This is a genomic window from Streptomyces sp. ISL-96 (assembly GCF_018614035.1).
Taxonomy (GTDB): domain Bacteria; phylum Actinomycetota; class Actinomycetes; order Streptomycetales; family Streptomycetaceae; genus Streptomyces.
This window is the reverse complement of sequence record NZ_JAGGPA010000030.1, coordinates 25,677-47,934: the sequence shown is the minus strand read 5'-3', so window position 1 is coordinate 47,934 and position 22,258 is coordinate 25,677. Positions and strand designations below refer to the sequence as shown.

General features: G+C 68.3%; 16 protein-coding genes. 4 read left to right on the top strand and 12 right to left on the bottom strand.

Annotated elements, in window-relative coordinates:
- Positions 1-261 precede the first annotated feature (261 nt).
- The 3 genes from J7E96_RS20875 to thyX all read right to left on the bottom strand — a co-directional run bounded on the left by J7E96_RS20875 (position 262) and on the right by thyX (position 3,924).
- Complete coding sequence (locus J7E96_RS20875; RefSeq protein ID WP_214974694.1) at positions 262-1,947, bottom strand: ribonuclease J; 1,686 nt, start codon at positions 1,945-1,947, stop codon at positions 262-264.
- Between the two features lie 117 nt (positions 1,948-2,064).
- Positions 2,065-2,964 carry a 4-hydroxy-tetrahydrodipicolinate synthase gene (gene dapA / locus J7E96_RS20870; RefSeq protein ID WP_215133180.1) on the bottom strand — a complete coding sequence of 300 codons (900 nt, stop codon included), beginning with the start codon at positions 2,962-2,964 and terminating at the stop codon, positions 2,065-2,067.
- Positions 2,965-3,171: 207 nt separating this feature from the next.
- Positions 3,172-3,924 (bottom strand): FAD-dependent thymidylate synthase, encoded by a 753-nt coding sequence (gene thyX, locus J7E96_RS20865; protein ID WP_215133179.1) that lies wholly within the window; start codon positions 3,922-3,924, stop codon positions 3,172-3,174.
- 192 nt (positions 3,925-4,116) lie between these two features.
- On the opposite strand from thyX, the gene J7E96_RS37560 reads away from it, so the two are divergent.
- Both J7E96_RS37560 and J7E96_RS20860 read left to right on the top strand, forming a co-directional pair.
- On the top strand, positions 4,117-4,356 hold the full coding sequence (locus J7E96_RS37560; RefSeq protein WP_251070205.1) for a hypothetical protein: 240 nt from the start codon (positions 4,117-4,119) through the stop codon (positions 4,354-4,356).
- Positions 4,357-4,451: 95 nt separating this feature from the next.
- The gene (locus J7E96_RS20860) at positions 4,452-5,009 is read left to right on the top strand and encodes a hypothetical protein (protein ID WP_215133178.1); all 558 of its coding nucleotides are present in this window, start codon (positions 4,452-4,454) and stop codon (positions 5,007-5,009) included.
- 57 nt (positions 5,010-5,066) lie between these two features.
- Here the strand turns inward: J7E96_RS20860 and J7E96_RS20855 are convergent, their stop codons facing one another.
- The 9 genes from J7E96_RS20855 to eccD all read right to left on the bottom strand — a co-directional run bounded on the left by J7E96_RS20855 (position 5,067) and on the right by eccD (position 17,499).
- Positions 5,067-5,507, bottom strand: coding sequence for a hypothetical protein (locus J7E96_RS20855; RefSeq protein WP_214974703.1), 441 nt, complete (start codon positions 5,505-5,507; stop codon positions 5,067-5,069).
- A gap of 16 nt (positions 5,508-5,523) precedes the next feature.
- Positions 5,524-6,276: a 4-hydroxy-tetrahydrodipicolinate reductase gene (dapB, locus tag J7E96_RS20850; RefSeq protein ID WP_215133177.1), complete on the bottom strand. Its 753-nt coding sequence runs from the start codon at positions 6,274-6,276 to the stop codon at positions 5,524-5,526.
- A gap of 26 nt (positions 6,277-6,302) precedes the next feature.
- Complete coding sequence (locus tag J7E96_RS20845) at positions 6,303-7,682, bottom strand: pitrilysin family protein (RefSeq protein ID WP_215133176.1); 1,380 nt, start codon at positions 7,680-7,682, stop codon at positions 6,303-6,305.
- Complete coding sequence (locus tag J7E96_RS20840) at positions 7,679-9,901, bottom strand: polyribonucleotide nucleotidyltransferase (protein ID WP_215133175.1); 2,223 nt, start codon at positions 9,899-9,901, stop codon at positions 7,679-7,681. Before J7E96_RS20840 ends, J7E96_RS20845 begins: the two co-directional genes overlap by 4 nt.
- Positions 9,902-10,186: 285 nt before the next feature.
- Positions 10,187-10,477, bottom strand: coding sequence for a 30S ribosomal protein S15 (gene rpsO, locus J7E96_RS20835; protein WP_215133174.1), 291 nt, complete (start codon positions 10,475-10,477; stop codon positions 10,187-10,189).
- Positions 10,478-10,664: 187 nt separating this feature from the next.
- Positions 10,665-12,761, bottom strand: a complete 2,097-nt coding sequence (locus tag J7E96_RS20830; protein WP_215133173.1) for a PQQ-binding-like beta-propeller repeat protein — start codon at positions 12,759-12,761, stop codon at positions 10,665-10,667.
- 24 nt (positions 12,762-12,785) lie between these two features.
- Positions 12,786-15,008 (bottom strand): PQQ-binding-like beta-propeller repeat protein, encoded by a 2,223-nt coding sequence (locus tag J7E96_RS20825; RefSeq protein ID WP_215133172.1) that lies wholly within the window; start codon positions 15,006-15,008, stop codon positions 12,786-12,788.
- A 6-nt stretch (positions 15,009-15,014) separates the two neighbouring features.
- Complete coding sequence (locus tag J7E96_RS20820) at positions 15,015-15,935, bottom strand: serine/threonine protein kinase (protein WP_215133171.1); 921 nt, start codon at positions 15,933-15,935, stop codon at positions 15,015-15,017.
- A gap of 106 nt (positions 15,936-16,041) precedes the next feature.
- A complete protein-coding gene (eccD, locus tag J7E96_RS20815) occupies positions 16,042-17,499 on the bottom strand; it encodes a type VII secretion integral membrane protein EccD (protein WP_215133170.1) in 1,458 nt (485 codons plus the stop codon).
- 256 nt (positions 17,500-17,755) lie between these two features.
- Between eccD and eccCa the strand changes: the two genes are divergently transcribed.
- Positions 17,756-21,700 carry a type VII secretion protein EccCa gene (eccCa, locus tag J7E96_RS20810; RefSeq protein ID WP_215133169.1) on the top strand — a complete coding sequence of 1,315 codons (3,945 nt, stop codon included), beginning with the start codon at positions 17,756-17,758 and terminating at the stop codon, positions 21,698-21,700.
- A 152-nt stretch (positions 21,701-21,852) separates the two neighbouring features.
- On the top strand, positions 21,853-22,224 hold the full coding sequence (locus J7E96_RS20805) for a hypothetical protein (RefSeq protein WP_215133168.1): 372 nt from the start codon (positions 21,853-21,855) through the stop codon (positions 22,222-22,224).
- The last annotated feature ends 34 nt before the right edge of the window (positions 22,225-22,258 follow it).

The following is a 22,258-nucleotide window of genomic DNA, read 5'->3' as shown; positions in this document are numbered from 1 at the left end:
TTTCGTTCGGTATTTCGTGTTTCCGACTCTATCAGACTCTTTCGTGTCCGACTTCCTCGGCGCTTTCCAGTTCTTCGCTTTCGCGTTTCCCTTTCCGGCGATTCCGACTTTATCAGAGGTTCCGAGTCGGAATTCCCGCCCCGTTCGGAGTGGTCCAGGCACACGAGGGTGCCGGGCGCTTCCCGTTGAGGAGGAGTCGTAAACGTACTGGAGCGGGGTGCCTCGATGCAAATCGAGGCACCCCGCTCGCAGTTGGGCCCGTCAGACCTCGACGACGACCGGCAGGATCATCGGACGACGGCGGTAGGTGTCGGAGACCCACTTGCCGACCGTACGGCGGATGAGCTGCTGGATCTGGTGTGTCTCCAGGACGCCGTCGGAAGCCGATTTGGCAATGGCTTCCTCCATGCGCGGGACGACAGCAGAGAAGGCCGAGTCCTCGATGCCGGAGCCTCGTGCGTGGATGTTCGGGCCGCCCACGATCTTGCCGGTGGCGGTGTCGACCACGACGAAGACCGAGATGAAGCCCTCTTCGCCGAGGATCCGGCGGTCCTTGAGGTGGGTTTCGGTGACATCGCCGACGGAGAGGCCGTCGACGTACACATAGCCCGCCTGGACCTTGCCGACGATCTTCGCGCGGCCGTCGATAAGGTCGACCACCACGCCGTCCTCGGCGATGACGATGTGGTCCTTGGGAACACCCGTCAGGGCGCCGAGCTCGGCGTTGGCGCGCAGGTGGCGCCATTCGCCGTGGACCGGCATCAGGTTCTTCGGCTTGCAGATGTTGTAGAAGTACAGCAGCTCGCCGGCCGAGGCGTGGCCCGAGACGTGGACCTTGGCGTTGCCCTTGTGGATGACGTTGGCGCCCCAGCGGGTCAGACCGTTGATGACCCGGTAGACCGCGTTCTCATTGCCCGGGATCAGCGACGACGCCAGGATCACCGTGTCGCCCTGGACGATGCGGATCTGGTGGTCGCGGTTGGCCATGCGGGAGAGCGCGGCCATCGGCTCGCCCTGGGAGCCGGTGCAGACGAGGACGACTTCGTGGTCGGGGAGGTCGTCGAGGGTCTTTACGTCGACGACCAGGCCGGCCGGGACTCTGAGGTAGCCCAGGTCGCGGGCAATGCCCATGTTCCTGACCATCGAGCGGCCTACGAAGGCGACGCGGCGCCCGTACTCGTGGGCCGCGTCGAGGATCTGCTGGATGCGGTGCACGTGGCTGGCGAAGCTGGCCACGATGATGCGCTTCTGGGCGTTCGCGAAGACCGTACGCAGGACGTTCGAGATATCGCGCTCGGGCGGGACGAAGCCCGGGACCTCGGCGTTCGTCGAGTCGGAGAGGAGGAGGTCGATGCCCTCTTCGCCGAGCTTGGCGAACTTCGGGAGGTCGGTGAGACGGCGGTCCAGCGGCAGCTGGTCCATCTTGAAGTCGCCGGTGTGGACGACCATGCCCGCCGGGGTGCGGATGGCGACGGCCAGCGCGTCCGGGATGGAGTGGTTGACCGCCACGAACTCGCAGTCGAAGGGACCGACGCGCTCGCGGTGGCCTTCCGTGACTTCGAGGGTGTACGGGCGGATGCGGTGCTCCTGGAGCTTCGCCTCGATCAGTGCGAGGGTCAGCTTGGAGCCGATCAGCGGGATGTCCTGCTTCAGGCGGAGCAGGAAGGGGACGCCACCGATGTGGTCCTCGTGGCCGTGCGTGAGCACGATGCCTTCGATGTCGTCGAGGCGGTCCTTGATGGACGTGAAGTCCGGCAGGATCAGGTCGATGCCGGGCTGCTCCTCCTCGGGGAAGAGCACGCCGCAGTCGACGATGAGCAGGCGACCGCCGTACTCGAAGACCGTCATGTTGCGGCCGATCTCGCCGAGACCGCCGAGCGGAGTTACGCGCAGGCCGCCCTTCGGGAGCTTCGGCGGCGTACCGAGTTCAGGATGCGGATGACTCAAAAGACTCTCCTCACCACACACGCCACGTACCGCTGAGGCACGTGGCGCGCATGACATTCGTGCACTTGCTGTTGTCTGTGGGATTCCTGCTTATTCAGTTGTGAAGTCTGTGGCCGGCTAGAGCTGGACTCCGCCGGCTGCCAGGTCCCGCTTCAGCTGTGCCTCTTCGTCGGGCGTGAGCTCGATCATGGGGAGGCGCAGCGGGCCCGCGGGCAGGCCCTGGAGGGTGAGGGCGGCCTTGGTGGTGATGACGCCCTGGGTGCGGAACATGCCGGTGTAGACCGGGAGGAGCCGCTGGTGGATCTCGGTCGCCTTGCGCACGTCGCCGGCGAGGTGGGCCTCCAGGAGAGCGCGCAGCTCGGGGGTGACCACGTGGCCGACGACCGAGACGAAGCCGACCGCGCCGACGGACAGAAGGGGAAGATTCAGCATGTCGTCGCCGGAGTACCAGGCGAGGCCGCTCTGGGCGATGGCCCAGCTGGCGCGGCCCAGGTCGCCCTTGGCGTCCTTGTTGGCGACGATCCGCGGGTGCTCGGCGAGCCGGACGAGCGTTTCGGTGTTGATCGGCACACCGCTGCGGCCCGGGATGTCGTAGAGCATCACGGGGAGCTCGGTGGCGTCGGCGATGGCCGTGAAGTGCCTGAGCAGGCCCTCTTGCGGGGGCTTGTTGTAGTACGGCGTCACGGCGAGGAGGCCGTGGGCGCCGGTCTGCTCGGCGGTGCGGGCCAGCTCAAGGCTGTGGCGGGTGTCGTTGGTGCCGACGCCCGCGACGACGTGGGCCCGGTCTCCGACGGCTTCGAGGACCGCCCTTACGAGGTCGTTTTTCTCCGCGTCGCTGGTGGTCGGGGACTCGCCGGTGGTCCCGTTGACGATCAGGCCGTCGTTGCCCGCGTCCACCAGGTGGGCGGCGAGACGCTGGGCGCCGTCGAGGTCGAGTGCGCCGTCCGCCGTGAACGGCGTGACCATGGCGGTGAGGACCCGCCCGAAGGGGGTCTGCGGAGTGGAGATCGGAGCCATGGGTAACACGCTACTCGCTGCTCAACGCGTGGTGTCCCCTCGGGGGAGGTCAGACGTACAGGAAGAGTAGAACCCGACACTGCCTGCTCGGGGGTTCAAGCAGTGCCGGGTCCGTTTGATCAGCCTAGATGAAATTCTCGAACTGCGGCAATACGGACACTTCGGACGGTGGGCCCGTACATCTGTACTCAAGCCGGTATTCAGGCCTTACGGCGCGACTCGGCCGTTGTTGTTGAAGGCCGCGTAGGTGAGGGGCATGAGCTTGGCCCAGTGGGCTTCCATCTGCTCCCCGACCATCTCGATCTCGCGCTGCGGGAAGGACGGCACCTTCGCGAGCTCGTGCTGCGTACGCAGGCCGAGGAAGTGCATGAGGGAGCGGGCATTGCACGTCGCGTACATCGAGGAGTACAGGCCGACGGGGAGCACCGCGCGGGCGACCTCGCGGGCCACTCCGGCGGCGAGCATCTCCTGGTAGGCGTCATACGCCTGGCGGTAGGAGTCCTCCATCGCGCGGGTCGTGAGCTCCTGCTGCTCCGGGGTGCCCTGGACGAACTCGTACTTGCCGGGGCGGCCCTGCTGGACGAGCTTGCGGGACTCACCGGGGACGTAGAAGACCGGCTCCAGCTCCCTGTAGCGGCCCGATTCCTCGTTGTACGACCATCCGACGCGGTGGCGCATGAACTCGCGGAAGACGAAGATCGGGGCGCTGATGAAGAACGTCATCGAGTTGTGCTCGAAGGGGCTGCCGTGGCGGTCCCGCATCAGGTAGTTGATGAGGCCCTTGGAGCGCTCCGGGTCCTTGCTCAGCTCCTCCAGGGACTGCTCGCCGGCGGTCGAGACACGGGCGGCCCACAGGACGTCGGAGTCGCTGGCGGTGTGCTTCACCAGTTCGACGGTCACTTCGCTGCGGAAGCTGGGCTTCGGGGTCTCTGTGGGGGTGCCATCAGGGGTAACAGTCACCGGCGGGGTCCTTCCATGTACATCGCTCGGGCGCCCCACACTCTACGGGCCGGGGTGACAGTGACGGCCCGCGGCGGTCGGGGGACATTGTTCGGCCGATTCGGGGAAATCGGGCACCAAGCGGCAGTTTTGTACGTCTGTCACTGTAGAAGCCCTAGTACCAGGTCAAAAAAAACAAAGGAGTGCCGCCCCATGTTGCGCCGGCGAGAGTCCGTCCCCTTCGCATTCGTTGCCGAGGCCGACCGATTCCGCAGTAACGTCACCCCTCCGCCCCCCGAACGTCCGAGTGCGTCCCAGATCGCGGGTCGTATGCTCATCGGTTTCACCGTCGTCGCCGGACTGGTGGGATCGCTGCTCTTCGGGGTTCCCGCCCTGGATCCCGCACAGGGCCCGGGTGCGACCCAGAAATCCGAAGCCGCTGAGGGTCGCTGACTCGTCCGGGCCCCCTGAGGTGGCCCGGCGAAGACCTCCTCGGTAGCCTCACCGGGCACAGCCCAATCGAGCGTGCTGGTGAGTGAGGATCAGTCGTGCCCCTGCCTTTCCTGACGGCCGACCGTGCTTTCGAAGTGGCCGGCGAGACTTCCGACGATGTCGCGCTGCCCTTCGACGACCACGATCAATGGCGCAGGCCCTACCGCCCCGGGCCGTGGCGCGTCGGAGCGGCAGCCCTGCTGCTGCTCATGGCGTCCTTCGTTCTGCTGGCGGCGATGATCATTTCCTTTGCCGGTGCGATGCCGGGAGCCGGGATCTGTCTGGGCCTCGGCGTGGTTTTCGTCGCCTGCGCCCTGCGGCTGCTGCGCGTCGGTGCCTGGGTCAGCCGGCACGGCCTGCGGCGCGTGGGCTTCTTCTCGACGACCACGGTGCCGTGGGCCCGGGCCACGGACGTACGCACGGTTCAGCAGCCGGTGCGGTGGCTCGGGCTGCCGCGCACGGTGCAGGGGCAGGCGCTCGTACTCGTGCACCAGAACGGTGAGCGGCTTCAGCTGCTCACCGACCACAACGCGGACTTCCTGTCGCGGGTGGAGGCCTTCGACCGGGCGGCCGACACGGTCGAGGCGTGGGGCGACGAGTACCGGCCCGTCTGAGACGCGGCAGCGCATGGGAAAGGGGGCGTCCGGTCGGACGCCCCCTTTCACATGGGTCTACTTGCCCTCGTGCAGCGCGATCGCCCGCTGCATCGCCTTGCGGGCTCGGGGGGTGTCCCGCGCGTCGTGATAGGCGATCGCGAGACGGAACCAGGAGCGCCAGTCGTCCGGCGCGTCCTCGGTCTCCGCGCGGCGCCGCGCGAAGACCTCGTCGGCCGAGTCGCGGTCGATGCGTCCGGCGGGCGTACGTACCAGCTCGTCCACGGGCAGGCCGCCCTCGGCCTCCAGCTTCGCCGACAGCGCGTCCGCCTTGCGGGCGAACTGCGTGGTGTGCCAGAGGAACCAGACACCGATGGCCGGGAGGATCAGCACGGCGACGCCGAAGGTGACGGTGAGGACGGTCCCTTCCCGGATGAGGAAGTAGCCGCGGCTGCCGGCCAGGACGAAGTAGACGACCAGGACGGCGGCGAGGACGAAGTACGTGATCTTTGCGCGCATGGCTGCTGTTCTGCCGTCAGTTCAGGTCGAGGAAGTTTTCCAGGCCGAAGGTGAGGCCGGGAGTGGTCACCACGCGGCGCGCGCCGAGCAGGATGCCCGGCATGAAGCTGCTGTGGTGCAGGGAGTCGTGACGGATCGTCAGCGTCTCGCCCTCGCCGCCCAGGAGGACTTCCTGGTGGGCGAGGAGACCGCGGAGGCGGATGGCGTGCACGGGTACGCCGTCCACGTTCGCGCCGCGCGCGCCGTCCAGCGCCGTGGTCGTGGCGTCGGGCTGGGGGGCGCTGCCGGCCTCGGCGCGGGCCGCCGCGATGAGCTGGGCGGTGCGGGTGGCCGTACCCGAGGGGGCATCGGCCTTGTTCGGGTGGTGCAGCTCGACGACCTCGACGGACTCGAAGTACGGGGCCGCCTGCTGGGCGAACTTCATGGTGAGGACGGCGCCGATGGAGAAGTTGGGCGCGATGAGCACGCCCGTCTCCGGGGAGGTGTCGAGCCAGGAGCGCAGCTGCGCGAGGCGCTCGTCGGTCCAGCCGGTGGTGCCGACGACCGCGTGGATGCCGTGGCGTACGCAGAAGTCGAGGTTGCCCATCACCGACGCGGGGGTGGTCAGCTCGACCACGACCTGGGCGTCGGCTTCGACGAGGGCTTCGAGCTTGTCGCTCCGGCTCAGCGCCGCGACCAGCTCCATGTCCTCCGCGGCCTCGACGGCCCGTACGGCCTCGGAGCCGATACGGCCCTTCGCACCGAGAACGGCCACGCGCAGCTTGCTCATTGCTTGCTTCTTTCTGTCTGACGTCTCTAGGCGACTGATTCGTGCAGGCGGTCTGCCTGCTTGTCCTTCAGCGGGCCGATGACCGACAGCGAGGGACGGTGGCCCAGGACTTCGGCGGCCACCTCCCGTACGTCATCGGGCGTCACTGCCGCCATCCGGGCGAGCATGTCGTCCACCGAGATGTGATCGCCCCAGGCCAGCTCGCTCTTGCCGATGCGGTTCATGAGCGCGCCGGTGTCCTCCAGGCCGAGGACCGTGGAGCCGGAGAGCTGGCCGACGGCGCGGTCGATCTCCTCGTCGGGCAGACCGTCCGCGGCGACCTTTTCGAGCTCGTCGCGGCAGATCTTGAGTACGTCGTGGACCTGGGCGGGCCGGCAGCCCGCGTACACGCCGAAGAGGCCGCAGTCGGCGAAGCTGGAGGTGTACGAGTACACGCTGTACGCCAGGCCGCGCTTCTCCCGTACCTCCTGGAAGAGGCGGGAGGACATGCCGCCGCCGAGAGCGGTGTTGAGTACGCCCATCGCCCAGCGGCGGTCGTCGGTGCGGGACAGGCCCGGCATGCCGAGGACGACGTGCGCCTGCTCGGTCTTGCGGTTCAGGTGCTCGACGCGGCCGGCGGTGCGGATGATGCGGGAGCCGTCGCGCGGGTCGAGCGGGACCGCGTCCGTACGGGACAGGGCGCCGGCGCGCTCGAAGGCCTTGCGGACCTGGCGTACGACCGTGGCGTGATCCACGTTGCCGGCGGCCGCGACGACCAGGTGCGTCGGGTCGTAGTGCTTCTTGTAGAAGCGGCGGATGCGGTCCGCGGACAGCGCCTCGACGGTGTCGACGGTGCCGAGGACCGGGCGGCCCAGCGGGGTGCCGCCGAACATCGTCCTGGCGAACAGGTCGTGGACGACGTCGCCCGGGTCGTCCTCGGTCATCGCGATCTCTTCGAGGATGACGCCGCGCTCGGCGTCGACGTCCTCGGTCCTGATCAGGGACCCCGTCAGCATGTCGCAGACGATGTCGATGGCGAGGGGGAGGTTGGTGTCCAGGACACGTGCGTAGTAGCACGTGTACTCCTTCGCCGTGAAGGCGTTCATCTCGCCGCCGACCGCGTCGATCGCGGAGGAGATGTCGAGGGCACTGCGCTTCTCGGTGCCCTTGAAGAGGAGGTGCTCCAGGTAGTGCGTGGCGCCGTTCAGGGTGGGCGTCTCGTCGCGCGAGCCGACGTGTGCCCAGATGCCGAAGGTGGCGGAGCGTACGGAGGGCAGGGTCTCGGTGACGATCCGCAGGCCGCCGGGGAGGGTGGTCCTGCGGACGGTGCCGATGCCGTTCTGGCCCTTGAGCAGTGTTTGGGTACGGGCGACGGCCCGCCCCTCCGAAGAGGTGCGGGCCGTCGTCACGGAACTACGGGATGTCACTGGTCGGCGTCGGCCTTCTGGTCGGCGTCGGTGCCCTCTTCGCCCTCGATCACGGGGACGAGGGAGAGCTTGCCGCGGGAGTCGATCTCGGCGATCTCGACCTGGACCTTCGCGCCCACACCGAGGACGTCCTCGACGTTCTCCACACGCTTGCCACCGGCGAGCTTGCGGATCTGCGAGATGTGCAGCAGACCGTCCTTGCCGGGCATCAGGGAGACGAACGCACCGAAGGTGGTGGTCTTGACGACCGTACCCAGGTAGCGCTCGCCGACCTCCGGCATGGTCGGGTTCGCGATCGCGTTGATCGTCGCGCGGGCCGCCTCGGCCTGCGAGCCGACCTGGGCACCGATGTAGATGGTGCCGTCGTCCTCGATCGTGATGTCCGCGCCGGTGTCCTCCTGGATCTGGTTGATCATCTTGCCCTTGGGGCCGATGACCTCACCGATCTTGTCCACGGGGATCTTGACGGTGATGATCCGCGGGGCGTTGGGGGACATCTCGTCCGGCGTGTCGATCGCTTCCATCATCACGTCGAGGATGTGGAGGCGGGCGTCGCGGGCCTGCTTGAGGGCCGCGGCCAGGACGGAGGCCGGGATGCCGTCCAGCTTGGTGTCGAGCTGGAGGGCGGTGACGAATTCCTTCGTACCGGCGACCTTGAAGTCCATGTCACCGAACGCGTCCTCGGCACCGAGGATGTCGGTGAGGGCGACGTAGTGCGTCTTGCCGTCGATCTCCTGCGAGATCAGGCCCATGGCGATACCGGCGACGGGGGCCTTGAGGGGCACACCGGCGTTCAGCAGCGACATGGTGGAGGCGCAGACCGAGCCCATGGACGTCGAGCCGTTGGAGCCGAGAGCCTCGGACACCTGACGGATCGCGTACGGGAACTCCTCGCGCGTCGGCAGCACCGGCACCATTGCACGCTCGGCGAGCGCGCCGTGGCCGATCTCGCGGCGCTTGGGCGAGCCCACGCGGCCGGTCTCACCGACGGAGTACGGCGGGAAGTTGTAGTTGTGCATGTAGCGCTTGCGGGTCACCGGGGAAAGGGTGTCCAGCTGCTGCTCCATGCGGAGCATGTTGAGGGTGGTGACGCCCAGGATCTGGGTCTCGCCACGCTCGAACAGCGCTGAGCCGTGCACGCGCGGGATGGCCTCGACCTCGGCGGCGAGCGTACGGATGTCCGTGACGCCACGGCCGTCGATGCGGACCTTGTCCTTGATGACGCGCTCGCGCACCAGGTGCTTGGTCAGCGCGCGGTACGCACCCGAGATCTCCTTCTCGCGGCCCTCGAAGGCCGGGAGCAGCTTCTCGGCCGCGATCTCCTTGATGCGGTCGAGCTCGTTCTCACGGTCCTGCTTGCCGGCGATGGTGAGCGCCTGCGTGAGCTCAGACTTGACGGCGGCGGTCAGCGCCTCCAGCACGTCGTCCTGGTACTCGAGGAAGACCGGGAACTCGCCGGTGGGCTTGGCAGCCTTGGCGGCGAGGTCCGACTGGGCCTTGCAGAGGACCTTGACGAACGGCTTCGCGGCCTCGAGACCGGCGGCGACGATCTCCTCGGTCGGAGCCTCGGCGCCGTCCGCGACGAGCTGGATCGTCTTCTCGGTGGCCTCGGCCTCGACCATCATGATCGCGACGTCGCCGTCCTCCAGGACGCGACCGGCGACGACCATGTCGAAGACGGCGTCCTCGAGCTCGGTGTGCGTCGGGAACGCGACCCACTGGCCCTTGATCAGGGCGACACGGGTGGCGCCGATCGGGCCGGAGAAGGGCAGGCCCGCCAGGATCGTGGAGCAGGAGGCGGCGTTGATCGCGACCACGTCGTACAGGTGGTCGGGGTTGAGCGCCATGATCGTCTCGACGATCTGGATCTCGTTGCGCAGGCCCTTCTTGAAGGAGGGGCGCAGCGGGCGGTCGATCAGGCGGCAGGTGAGGATCGCGTCCTCGGAGGGCCGGCCCTCACGACGGAAGAAGGAGCCGGGGATCTTGCCGGCTGCGTACATCCGCTCCTCGACGTCCACCGTCAGGGGGAAGAAGTCGAGCTGGTCCTTGGGCTTCTTCGAAGCGGTGGTGGCCGACAGCACCATGGTGTCGTCGTCCAGGTACGCCACGGCGGAGCCGGCGGCCTGCTTGGCCAGGCGGCCCGTCTCGAAGCGGATGGTGCGGGTGCCGAAGGAACCGTTGTCAATGACGGCCTCGGCGTAGTGGGTCTCGTTCTCCACTAGCGTTATCTCCGATACTTTTCGTCTTTCGTCCCATACGCCCGTGTGGCGGAGGGACGGTGGCGGAGAAGCGCTTCTGCTGCGGGGCCGGTCTTCGATCGAAGACCCCGGGGTCGTTGTGCTCCGGGGGCCACTACCGAGGACCGGCGGCGGGGAAGCCGCTTCTCGCTCGTGTTCTGTGTTTCGTTGTACGACCAGACTACTGAGCGTCCGGTACGTCTCGCACGTACAGCAAAGGGAGCGGTCCCCTAGAAGTGGGGTACCGCTCCCTTCACGACGTCCGTCTTACTTGGCGCCGCCGGCCGCGCCACGGCGGATGCCGAGGCGGTCGACCAGGGCACGGAAGCGCTGGATGTCCTTCTTGGCCAGGTACTGCAGCAGGCGGCGACGCTGGCCGACCAGGATCAGCAGACCACGACGGGAGTGGTGGTCGTGCTTGTGCAGCTTCAGGTGCTCGGTCAGGTCCGAGATCCGGCGCGAAAGCATGGCGACCTGGACCTCGGGGGAGCCGGTGTCGCCTTCCTTCTGGGCGAACTCGGTCATGATCTGCTTCTTCGTAGCGGCGTCGAGCGGCACGCGTACTCCTCTTGGTCTTCGTATGGCCATCGAGTGCCCCAGGTCGAATTCTCTGGGGAGCTTCCGTTACTCGGGAGGCGGGATCCGCTGGGCGCAGCCTCCGGGTGTCCGGAGGCGCATACACAAGCGGCCGTCATGCAGCTTACCAGCCCGGTCAGGAGGTCAGTGCACGGGCCGGGCGTCCTGGTTACGATCCCTGTGCGGATACCGGCAGCGCGAGCAGTGCATCGCCATGCGTGACGAAGACCCGGTTGCCGCTCCCGGCCATCCCGTAGGAGCCGGCGTCGGCGGGCAGGGGATACGTCCAGGACCGCCGGCGGCTGTCGTGGGCCATGGCCCACACGCCCATGTCGTCGCTGCTGGACCGGATTGTGTTGATGACACACACATCGTTGCCCTGAAAGGCTACCGGGCTGTGGATGAAGTACCCCTCGGCCGATTTCCACAGCTCGGTCCCGTCATCGGCGCTATAACCCATGACATGCGGCCCCGCAGTGGCATAGACCGTCTTCCCGCGGACAACGGGAGGGCCCGCGGGCTGGGTCTTTCCACCGGAGACCTCGGTCTTTGCCCACTGCTCCGTGCCGTCGGCGATACTACGAGCGGTCAGGGTCGTGCCGTTGATGTAAACGGTCCGTCCAGAGACCACCGGACGGAGCTTCTCCTCGTCGGCAGTGGCCTGGTTCGGGATATCCCATACATGGCGACCGTTGCCGGAGTCGACGGCGATGACGGCACCTGAGTCTGTGGTGACGACCAAACGGCCTTGTGCCGCGATGCCTATCGGCCGTCTCTCCTTTTCGAGATCCACCTTGGCGTGCGCCGTCCAGCGGGTCGTGCCGTCGGAACGGCTGATGCTGCGCAGGCGGCCGTCCTTGGTGGCGACGTACACGGCTGTGTCGTCCGCGGCGATGACGGTCCTGGCTCCTGCCGCTGGCGCTGTCCACCTGGGATCACCTGTGGAGGCGACGAACGTCATCAGTGCCCCCTTGGCATCAACGGCTGCGACAAGCGCGTCCGACAAGGAGAGGATCCCGGCGGCTGCGTCAGCCTCGGGCGCCGTCCAGCGAAGCTTTCCGTCCACGACGCTGTGAGCGGTGATACCCCCGTTCTTGGCGCCGAGGACTATGACGTCGCGTACGGGCCGAAAAATCGGCGATTCCTTGGAGAGCACCGCCAGCGGCCCCCACAAGGGGGTGGCCTTCCCGCCCGCGGCTGACAGAACCTGCGCCTCCGGGATCTTGGCGGCGGGCGGCAGGGCGAACGCGTCGGGCCGCTGACGTTCTCGCAGCCACCAAGCCGCTGAACCGCCGCCGGCCACGACTGCTGTGCCGCCGACCGCGAGCGTGGTGAGCAGGCGACGCCGCGACATGCGCCGAGCGGTGCCGGTTCCAGAAACGGCCGTGGTCAGCTGGTGAACCGTGCGCTCGCGCTGCTTGATGTCGGTGGCCACAGGGCCGTGGCGCCAGACGCGGTCCGCACCACGGGGCGGGGCGAAGGCTGTTGCCATCTGGCCCGGAGTGGGCCTGAAGGCAGGGTCCTTGGCGAGGCATGGCGCGATGAGCGGCTCAAGTCGCGCAGGTATGCGGCCCAGTTGAGGCTCGCCATGTACGACCTCGTACTGCACGGCCGCGACATGGCCGCCGTCGAATGCCGGGCATCCGCTGGCCGCGTACACCAGGACGGCTCCCAGTGAGAACACATCGGCGGGCGGGCCGACGCGCCGGCCCAGCGCCTGCTCGGGGGCGCCGTAGCCGGGCGTGACCGGTACCTGGCCGGTTGTGGTGAGGGTGAGGCCGTGCTCGGGGCGGGCGATGCCGAAGTCGATGATGCGGGGACCGACTGAAGTCAGCACGATGTTGGCAGGCTTGAGGTCACGGTGGACCAGGCCTGCCGCGTGAATGTCCACCAGCGTGCGGGCGAGTGCGGTGGCCAGAGCGCGCACGGCCGTCTCGTCGAAGGGCCCGTGGGCATCGACGGCCTGGTCAAGGGTCGGCCCGGTCAGGAACTCAGTGGCCATCCACGGCCGCCCGCCTTCGGTCTGGGCGACAAGGACGCGTGCCACACCTGTACTCGTGACGGCTTGTGCCATGTGGGCCTCACGGACGAAGCGCTGAGCGAGGTTCTGATCGTGGGCGAGCTCGGGTCTGAGGACCTTCACCGCGGCCGTGGCACCTGCGCGGTCCTGCCCGAAATACACCTTGCCCATGCCGCCTTCGCCCAGTACGCCGTGGAGACGGTAGGGGCCGAGCCGGAGGGGGTCGCCGGTACCGAGGGGGTCCATGGGGGAAGCTGCCTTCTCTGGGGGTCAGTCAAGGGGGTAGCAGGCGATGAACTCTTCGCCCATGCCGACGATCCTGCTGGCATCGTCGACGACGGACTCGTAGGCGAAGAAGCGGTCCTCTGTGGACTTGTACGACCGGCTGGTCCTGCCCGTCTTGATGTCGATGATCCTGAGATGCCCGGGGCCCTTGCTGTAGACGTTCCGATAACCGGCCAGGGGCGGAGCGGCGAGGTCCGCGTCCGCGCCCCGGCCGCCCTTCTCCTCCCACTGCAGCTCTCCGGTGCGCGAGTCGACAGCCACAACGCCGAGCCCCTCCTCGACGGCGTACACGGCACTGTCTGTGACCGTTGGGGGCCCTGTACGGCGGGATCGTCCGTTACCGAAGTTCCATACCTCTTTGCCGTCAATCAGGCTCAAGGCTCGCAGGGCTCCCGTAGGCGGATAGACGTGCATGCCACCATCGACCGCCAACTTGCCCCGGACGTCCTCCGGTTCGGAGACCGCCAGCGGCTGCTCCCAGCGGACGTTCCCGGTACGGCTGTCACGCACCGAAAGCCTGACCTTGCCGTCCGAGGTCTCCTGCAGCAGCACGAGGGCCTCGCCTTCGACCCGCGAGTCGAGGAAATGCAGTCGCAGCGTTGTGCCGGGCCGTCGCGGCAGAGGCCGACGCCAGATTATCTGGAGCGTGTGGGTGTCGACAGCCAGGAGGAACCAGGACTGGTCGCGACTGAAGCCGATGCCTTCCCCCGACTTCTTCCCCTGTCCGGCAGCGAGATAGACGACGCCATCCTCGGCGCACAGCAGCTGCGTTCCCGGGAGACTGCCGTTGAAGTCCTCGAACTTGACGAGGGCAGGGTCCAGGGATCCCCCGACGGGGTCGAAAGACTTGATCCTGAGGGCCCCGTCGGCGGACGGGGGCAGTTCGCACCAGTGCACCCGCTCCAGCTCGACGACGCACTGGTGCGACGGGGCCTTACTGAGGGAAGGAAACTCGACCCCACCGCGCTCGGCATCGATGAAACGCACGCCGTTGTCATCCGCTACGACAATCCATCCACCGTAGGTGAGAGGAACCGGCGGCACGATCGTGGCTTTCGAGGTGCTGATCGCGATTCGCCACAGCGAGTCTCCCTTCGCTGCCGCCGAAGCACTGGACGTAGCGCCGTCATTCGGCGTGCCCGTGCCGCCGCTCTTGGTACTCCGCCGCCCGAGCCAGGCCCAGGCGCCCGTGCCGGCCGCGGTTACCCCGAGAACTGAGCCTCCGCCCAGCGCCAGTAGCTTGCGGCGGGACAAGGAGGGTGGCACGGGGTCCGTCGACGGCTCCGGCAGCGTGTCCGCCGGAGGCAGGAGGCGGTGCGGCTGGACGTGCCAGACTTCTGCCGCTCGGCGGGTGATCTCGGTGAGCAGAATTTCCGGGAGGTGCTCGGCGAAGCCGGGGCCGGCTGTGCCGGTGGACAGCTGGGCCGCGAGTTCCGCTGTCGTAGGACGGTCCGCCGGGGCCTTGCTCAGGCCGCGAGCCAGTACCGCGGCCAGGGCTTCGAAGACACCTGTCAGATCCGGGTCGGCGTAGCGCACGCGATACAGCAGGTCCGCCGGCTGACCCGAGCCGAACGGACCGTGGCCCGTTGCCGCGTGGACCAGGACGCCCGCCAGGGCGAAAACATCGCCCGCCGAGGTGTGTTCCTGGCCCGTTGCCTGCTCCGGGGACATGAAGGCAGGGGTGCCCGCCGCTGCGCCGATACGGGTGAGACGGTCGTCGCCTGTCGCGCGGGCGATGCCGAAGTCGATGACCTTGGGGCCGTCGGCGGTGAGCATGATGTTGGACGGCTTGAGGTCGCGGTGGACCACCTCAGAGGCGTGAAGTTGGGCCAGCGCCTGGCACAGAGCGACGCCCAGGGCGCGTACCGCCGACTCGGGGAAGGACCCGGCGAGCACGACCGCGTCGTCCAGCGGTGGGCCCAGGATGTACTCCGTTGCCAGCCAGGGCGTATCGGACAGCGGATCCGCGTCGAATACCTGGGCGCCGTGTACGCCGCCGATAACGCGGGCCGCGTCGACTTCGAGCCGGAAGCGGGTGCGGAACGCGGGATCGGTGGCGATGCGGGCGTGCATGGTCTTGAGCGCGGCGGTGCGGCCGGATGACGACCGGGCGAGGTAGACAGTTCCCATGCCGCCGCTGCCCAGGCGGGCCATGAGGCGGTAGGCGCCGAGCTGGTGCGGGTCGTCGTGGGTGAGTGGGGAGAACATCGGCCGTCAGTCCAGGGCGCTAGGGGTGAGAGTGCGGGTGCGCGTGGGAAGTTCGGCGGCGAGGATCTCCGCCGACTGGCGGGCCAGGGCGGCGACGACGCGGGCGGGCAGGAGGACCGGGGCAGCGGTGTCCAGAACGGTGGCCTGAGGCGTCGCGGGATTCGCGGTCGTCGCGCCCGACGTCAGGTCGGTGAGGATCTGGTATGCCTGCGGGCGCGCTGCGGCATCGGGGGCCAGACACGCCGTGATCAACCCGCACAGGGAGGCGGGGAGTTGCTCGCGCTGGGGGGCAGTGTGACCAGTGCTCGCATACGAGAGCACTGCTCCCAGGGCGTATACGTCGCCGGGTGGGCGGGGACGACCCCCCTGGGCCTGCTCCTGGGCGAGACTGCCGGGGTCCAACCCCGGGAGGCCCGCGCGCTGTTCCCCGTCCGGGGCTGCCGAACGCACCGCTCCGAAGCAGCCCAGGCGCGGGCCTTCCGCGCTGAGCAGCACAGCGGAAGGGGACAACCCGGCGTGCACCACACCCTGCGCGTGCGCCGTGGTCAGCAATTCGGCCAGGGCCGTGCCCAAGGAACGTACGCAGGGCTCCGGAAGCGGACCGCCATGAGCTTCCAGGCCAGAGGTCAGCGGGAGCGCGGGGACGTACGGAGTCGTATGCCAGGGGAAGCCCGCCGTGCCGCCGACCTCCGAGACCGGCCACAGACCGGGGACGGAGATGCGGCGGGCACTCTCCGCCTCGATCGACCAGCGGGTCGGGTCAGTGCCGATGTGCGGGACGCAGGCCACGACCGTGCGGTCCCCGTCCAGGGTGCGCGCGATGTAGCGGCGCTCCGGGACGGCCCGTTCCGCGCTCTCCGCATCGAGCCGCGCCAGAGTGATGTACGGCCCGATCTGTGGCGGGTCGTCCTGGCGTAGGCGTTCCATGCGTGAATCCCCCTCGGACGACGAGTCCCCCTCGCCTCGCCGGAGAGCGAGGGGAGGGGGAACGTGTGCGTGCGCTGCTTGGTGAAGGTGCGGGCGCCGGTGCGGGTCAGACGCCGCCTCGGACCTGGGCGTACACGTCGAGGACCGCGAGGCAGATCGGGATCAGGGAGAGCAGGACCAGCGAGTCGGCGAGGTCGAGCATGCGGCCCCAGAAGGGGGACAGGCCCTTGTTCGGAACGATCAGGGCGATCGCGATCAGGAGCATCGCACCGACGGCGACCGAGGCACCGAGCCACAGGGTTCGTACGTCGATGCCCGCGGAGTTGCCTCCGGCCAGGTCCACGAGGATCTGGGTCGGGGGCGAGATCGCGAGGCCGAGGATCAGCAGGCCGGTCGTGAGGACGCCGGCCACCAGCAGGCAGGTGACCTGCGCGGTGTAGCGGAACAGGCGCGCCCGGAGCATCGCGGCCAGCGCGGTGACCAGGGCCATCAGCTGGGCCCAGCTGCTGTCGCTGAAGCCGAGTACCGCGCCGCCCGCGCCGAGGATGACGACGGCGCAGCCGCCGACGAGGCCGAGCAGCAGTTCGTGGCCGCGGCTGGTCTGGGCGACGATGCGCTGTACGTCGACGGCCTCGAGGTTGCCCTCCTGGCCCTCGCGGCGGGCCCTGGCCAGGTCCTCCGGGTTGCGGAAGCCGATCGGCAGCTTCGCGAAGCGGGCCGACCAGCCCGGCAGGAAGCCGACGACCGCCAGCCCGACGACCGAGGTGACGGCCGCGATCTCACGGGGCTGCGCCTCGGTGAGCACTCCGCCGAACGCGGCGAACGTACCGATGGCCGCCGCCAGCGCCGCGGCGACGAACGGGGCGTCTCCCTGCGGCAGCAGCATGATCAGTACGACGGAGAAGAGAAGGACGGCCACGCAGCCGACCAGGAACTGCAGCCTGCCCGGGCCTTCACCCGCGTCCTGCCCAATGACACCGGAGCCTGCGATGAGCGCGTGCGGCAGTGCGGCGATGCCCAGGGCCACGGCGGAAGCTCTGTCGTCGTACACCCGGCCGCGTACACCGGCGAGAGCCGTCAGAGCCAGCGCGACCACACCGGCGACGATGCCCTGGAGGCCGTGCATGTCGTGCCGCAGCGGGTCCGCGAACCAGAACACGAAGCCGAGCATCGTCAGGAGGAGTACTCCTGAGATCAGACCCGCGACCCGCATCAGGTTGTCGTTCCAGCCGCGGAGATCCTGCTTGACGGCGGTGGCTACCGCGTCGACCACGTCGTCGTGAACGGCCGGCGGCAGCGAATCGGCGAACGTGCGCAGCAGCAGCACCTCGCCGTCCCTGACGCGGTGCTCGAGCAACGAACGGCTCGCGTCGAGCACATGGCCGTCGCGGCGTACGAGGTGGTAGCCGGCAAGGGTGCCGTCGGACTGGACCATGCCCGAGAGCCTGATGATCTCCGGATAGATGTCCTGGATCGGCAGGTCCTCCGGCAGCGCCACATCGATACGACTGTCCGGAGCTGCGACGGTGACTCGGCAGAAACCCGTCGATGTGCCCGTGCTCACCTGGTAGTTCCCCCTGCTAGACAAGCTTCTTTACGTCGCTCGTACGACGCGGAGCGCCACCTTATCGTCCGGTGCGGGGGGCACAGGTCCCGCCTCCCTCATTCCTCCTCGCACTCCCCCGCATCTCCACGCTCCTGCCTCCCGGCGGTCTCATACGTGACAGTAGGATCAGCGGCTGTGCCTGCCTGCTCTTCGGGCCGGGGGCCCGGGGGTTGCACCCGGGAAGACACAGCAATCGCGAAGGATGAGTGCATCGGTGAGCGTCGTCATCATCAAACGGCAGCCGCGGATCCAGCCGCCTGCTGTCCCGGACGGCGAGGTGAAACTGGAGACGCCGCCCGAGATTCCGCGGGAGGGCGACGACGGTGTGCTGATGAGCCTGCTGCCGATGATGGGCATGCTGGGTTCTGTCGGCTTCTTCTTCATGCCCAACCTGCCGTCCTATATGCGGGTGGTGGGCGGGCTGATGCTCGCCTCGACCCTCGCCATGGGCATCGCCCAGTTCGCCAAGTCCCGCCAGGGCGGCGGTGCGGGCATGGCGCAGGACCGGCGTGACTACTTCCGCTATCTCGAGCAGGTCCGCAAGGACGTGCACAAGACCGCTGAACTCCAGCGGCGTACACAGCTTTTCCAGCACCCGGACCCGGACCAGCTGTGGGCCCTCGCCGCCGACGGCAAACGGCTGTGGGAACGGCGCCCGACCGACGCCGACTTCGCGTCCGTACGCATGGGTCTCGGCAACCAGCAGCTGGCAACTCCGCTCGCCGCACCGGAGACCGCGCCCAAGGAGGAGCTGGAGCCGCTGACCGCCGCGGCCATGAAGGCGTTCCTCGACGCGCACGGAAGTCTGGCCGACCTGCCGGTGTCGGTTTCGCTGCGCGCCTTCTACCACGTGGTGCTGGCCGGGGACAGTGACACGGTGTACGGCAATGCCCGCGCGGCCATTGCCCAGCTCGCGACGCTGCACTCGCCCGAGGACCTGATGGTCGCCGTGGTCGCGCACCCCTCCGCCGCGTCGGACTGGGACTGGATCAAGTGGCTGCCGCACAGCCAGCACCCGAAGGCCAAGGACGGGGCGGGCTCGGCCCGGCTCCTCTTCGACGACCTCGGTGAGCTGGAGGAGGCGCTGGAGGACCAGCTGGCCGACCGGCCGCGCTGGAACCGCGACGCGAACCCGGTGTACGACCAGCCGCACCTGATCGTGGTGCTCGACGGCGGCACCGTACCGCCGGACTCGGGACTCGCCGGCACGGAAGGGCTTCAGGGCGTCACGTTCCTGGAGATCTCGCCCGGGGAGCTGGAGGACGAGCTGCGGGGCAACCTGACGGCGTATCTGAAGCCGAACAAGCTTCAGCTGTACGTCGGGCACGAGTCGGCGTACAGCGGCAAGCCGGATGTGCTGAGCCAGGAGCAGGCCGATTCGCTGGCGAGGCAGCTCGCCGCCTTCCGGGTCGGTACGGCGGAGGAGGGCGAACCTCTGCTGTCGAACCTGGACTTCACGGATCTGATGGGCATCGGCGACGCCGGCTCCGTCGACGTCTCGCGCACCTGGCGTCCGCGCACGCTGCACGAGCGGCTGCGCGTACCGATCGGTGTCGGTGAGAACGGCGAGCCGGTCATGCTCGACCTCAAGGAGGCCTCGCAGGAGGGCATGGGCCCGCACGGCCTGTGTGTCGGAGCGACCGGTTCCGGTAAGTCCGAGGTGCTGCGTACGCTCGTACTCGGCCTCGCGGTGACGCACTCCTCGGAGACGCTGAACTTCATCCTCGCGGACTTCAAGGGTGGTGCCACCTTCGCCGGCATGGTGGACATGCCGCACACCGCGGCCGTCATCACCAACCTGGCGGACGACCTCACGCTCGTCGACCGTATGCGTGACTCGATCATGGGTGAGATGCAGCGCCGCCAGGAGCTGCTGCGTACGGCCGGCAACTACGCCAACATCCACGACTACGAGAAGGCGCGGGCGGCCGGTGCCGCACTTGAGCCGCTGGCTTCGCTGGTGATCGTGCTCGACGAGTTCTCCGAACTGCTCACGGCTAAGCCCGACTTCATCGACATGTTCATCCAGATCGGCCGCATCGGCCGTTCGCTGGGTGTGCACCTGCTGCTTGCCTCGCAGCGCCTGGAGGAGGGCAAGCTGCGCGGGCTCGACACCTATCTGTCGTACCGGATCGGTCTGCGTACGTTCTCCGCCGCCGAGTCGCGTACGGCGATCGGTGTGCCGGACGCCTACCACCTGCCGTCGATTCCCGGCTCCGGCTATCTGCGGTACGACACCGACACCATGGTCCGCTTCAAGGCGGCGTACGTGTCGGGGGCGTACCACGGTGAGGGTCCGTCGCGGGTGCACCGCTCGACTCAGCTGCGGCCCGCGCTCTTCACGGCGCAGCACGTGGCGCTGCCGCCGCAGCCGGTGATCGAGGAGCCGGAGGCCGACAACCGGATCGACGACGCGCTTGCCGACACCGTCCTGGACGTCATCGTCGCCAAGATGGAGAACCAGGGGCCGCCCGCCCACCAAGTGTGGCTGCCGCCGCTGGAGGAGGCGCCTTCGCTGGAGCAGCTCCTGCCGGCGCTGGCGGTCACGGCGGAGCGCGGTCTGACGGCGCCCGAGTACACCGCGCTCGGCCGGCTCAATGTGCCGGTCGGTCTGGTGGACAAGCCGTTCGAGCAGCGACGCGACGTGCTGTACCGGGACTTCGCGGGCGGTGCGGGCCACGGTCTGTTCATCGGTGGTCCGCAGTCCGGCAAGTCGACTCTGCTGCGCACGCTCATCTCGTCCTTCGCGTTTACTCACACGCCGAGCGAAGTGCAGTTCTACTGCCTGGACTTCGGCGGTGGCGGTCTGATCGCGATGGAGGATCTGGCGCACGTGGGTGGAGTGGCCAACCGGCTCGACGGCGAGAAGGTACGTCGTACGGTCAGCGAGGTCGAGGGCATCCTCAACGCGCGCGAGGAGTACTTCCGCGCGAACAACGTCGACTCCATCCAGACCTACCGTCAGCGGCGGGCGGCCGGGCAGCTGCCCGACCAGCCGTGGGGTGACGTCTTCCTCGTCATCGACGGGTGGGCGACCTTCAAGACGGACTACGAGATGCTCGAGGCGTCCATCACCGACATGGCGATGCGCGGGCTCGGCTTCGGCGTACACGTGATTCTGACGGCGAGCCGCTACACCGAGGTGCGGCCCGCGCTCAAGGACATGCTGCAGAACCGCATCGAGCTGCGGCTAGGTGACCCGACGGAGTCGGAGATCGACCGCAAGGTGGCACAGAACGTGCCCGCGTCCGTGCCGGGCCGTGGTGTGACCACGGACAAGCTGCACTTCATGACCGCGCTGCCGCGGGTCGACGGCTCTTCGGAGACGGAGGACCTGGCGGAGGCCACGGCCGTACTCATCCGGGGCATCAACGAGAACTGGCAGGGCAACCCGGCTCCGGCCGTGCGGCTGCTGCCGAGGATCATGGAGGCGGACCGGCTGCCGAAGGGCTTCGAGCACCCGGAGCGGGGTATCGCCTTCGGTATCGACGAGTCGGCGCTCGCGCCGGTCTTCATCGACTTCGAGACGGACCCGCACTTCATCGTGTTCGGTGAGAGCGAGTCCGGAAAGTCGTCGGTGCTGCGGCTGCTCATCAAGCAGATCACCGAGCGCTACACGCCCGACCAGGCGAAGATCGTCATGGGTGACTACCGCCGCGCACACCTGGAGGCCGTACCGGACTCGCACCTGTCCCGCTACTGCGCTTCGGCGCCCGCGCTGACGGAGACGCTGGAGGGTCTGGCGGGCTCGCTCAGCCGTCGGATGCCGGGTCCGGATGTCACGCCGGAGCAGCTGAGGAACCGGAGCTGGTACAACAGCCCGGACGCGTACGTCATCATCGACGACTACGACCTGGTGGCCACCGGCATGAACCCGCTGTCGCCGCTGGTGGAGTATCTGCCGTACGCCCGTGACGTGGGCCTGCACGTGATCATCGCGCGCTCGGCGGGCGGCGCGAGCCGGTCGCTGTACGAGCCGGTGATGCAGCGTCTGCGGGAGCTCGGGGCGCAGGGTCTGGTGATGTCCGGCGACCGGTCGGAGGGTGCGCTGCTCGGCAACATCACGCCGTCGCAGCTGCCGCCGGGGCGTGGGTACTTCCACACGCGGCGGCGCAGTGGGCAGATGGTGCAGACGGGTTGGCTGCCGCCGCGGTTCTGACCTGTTCGGTTGTACGCATGTGTGTGAGGGGCGGCGCCTGGTGGGCGCCGTCCCTCTCGCGTTTTTCTTGGAAGGAGTGTGGCGCGGGCGCTAGGCTGACGCTGCGACAGACGTGCGAGCGTGGGGGGTAGTTGCAGGTGGGGGACGACACGATGAGGACCGATGCGTCGGTGCTCAAGGGCGAGGGCTTCCACATGTTCGAGGTGGGCCAGGACTATGCCAAGGCCGCGAAGGCACTGTTCGAGGGACTGAACGCCATCGAGGGCAAGTCGGGCAAGACTCCGCCGTGGGGCGACGACGAGTTGGGCGAGCACTTTGGCGTCGTCTACGAAGGTCTGCGCGACGGTATGAAGGACTCGATGCCCAGCCTCGCGAAGCGGATCGCTGGTATGGGCCTGAAGTTCACCGCGATGGGCGTGCGGCACGAGAAGCACGAGATCGAAGAAGACGCGAAGTACGCGGCGCTCACCGCGCAGCACGATGCCGACGGCGGCGCGAAGGTGAACAACTTCAAGTCGGTCTGACGACGTTGCGGCCTTTAGGCACCCCTGCGACAGG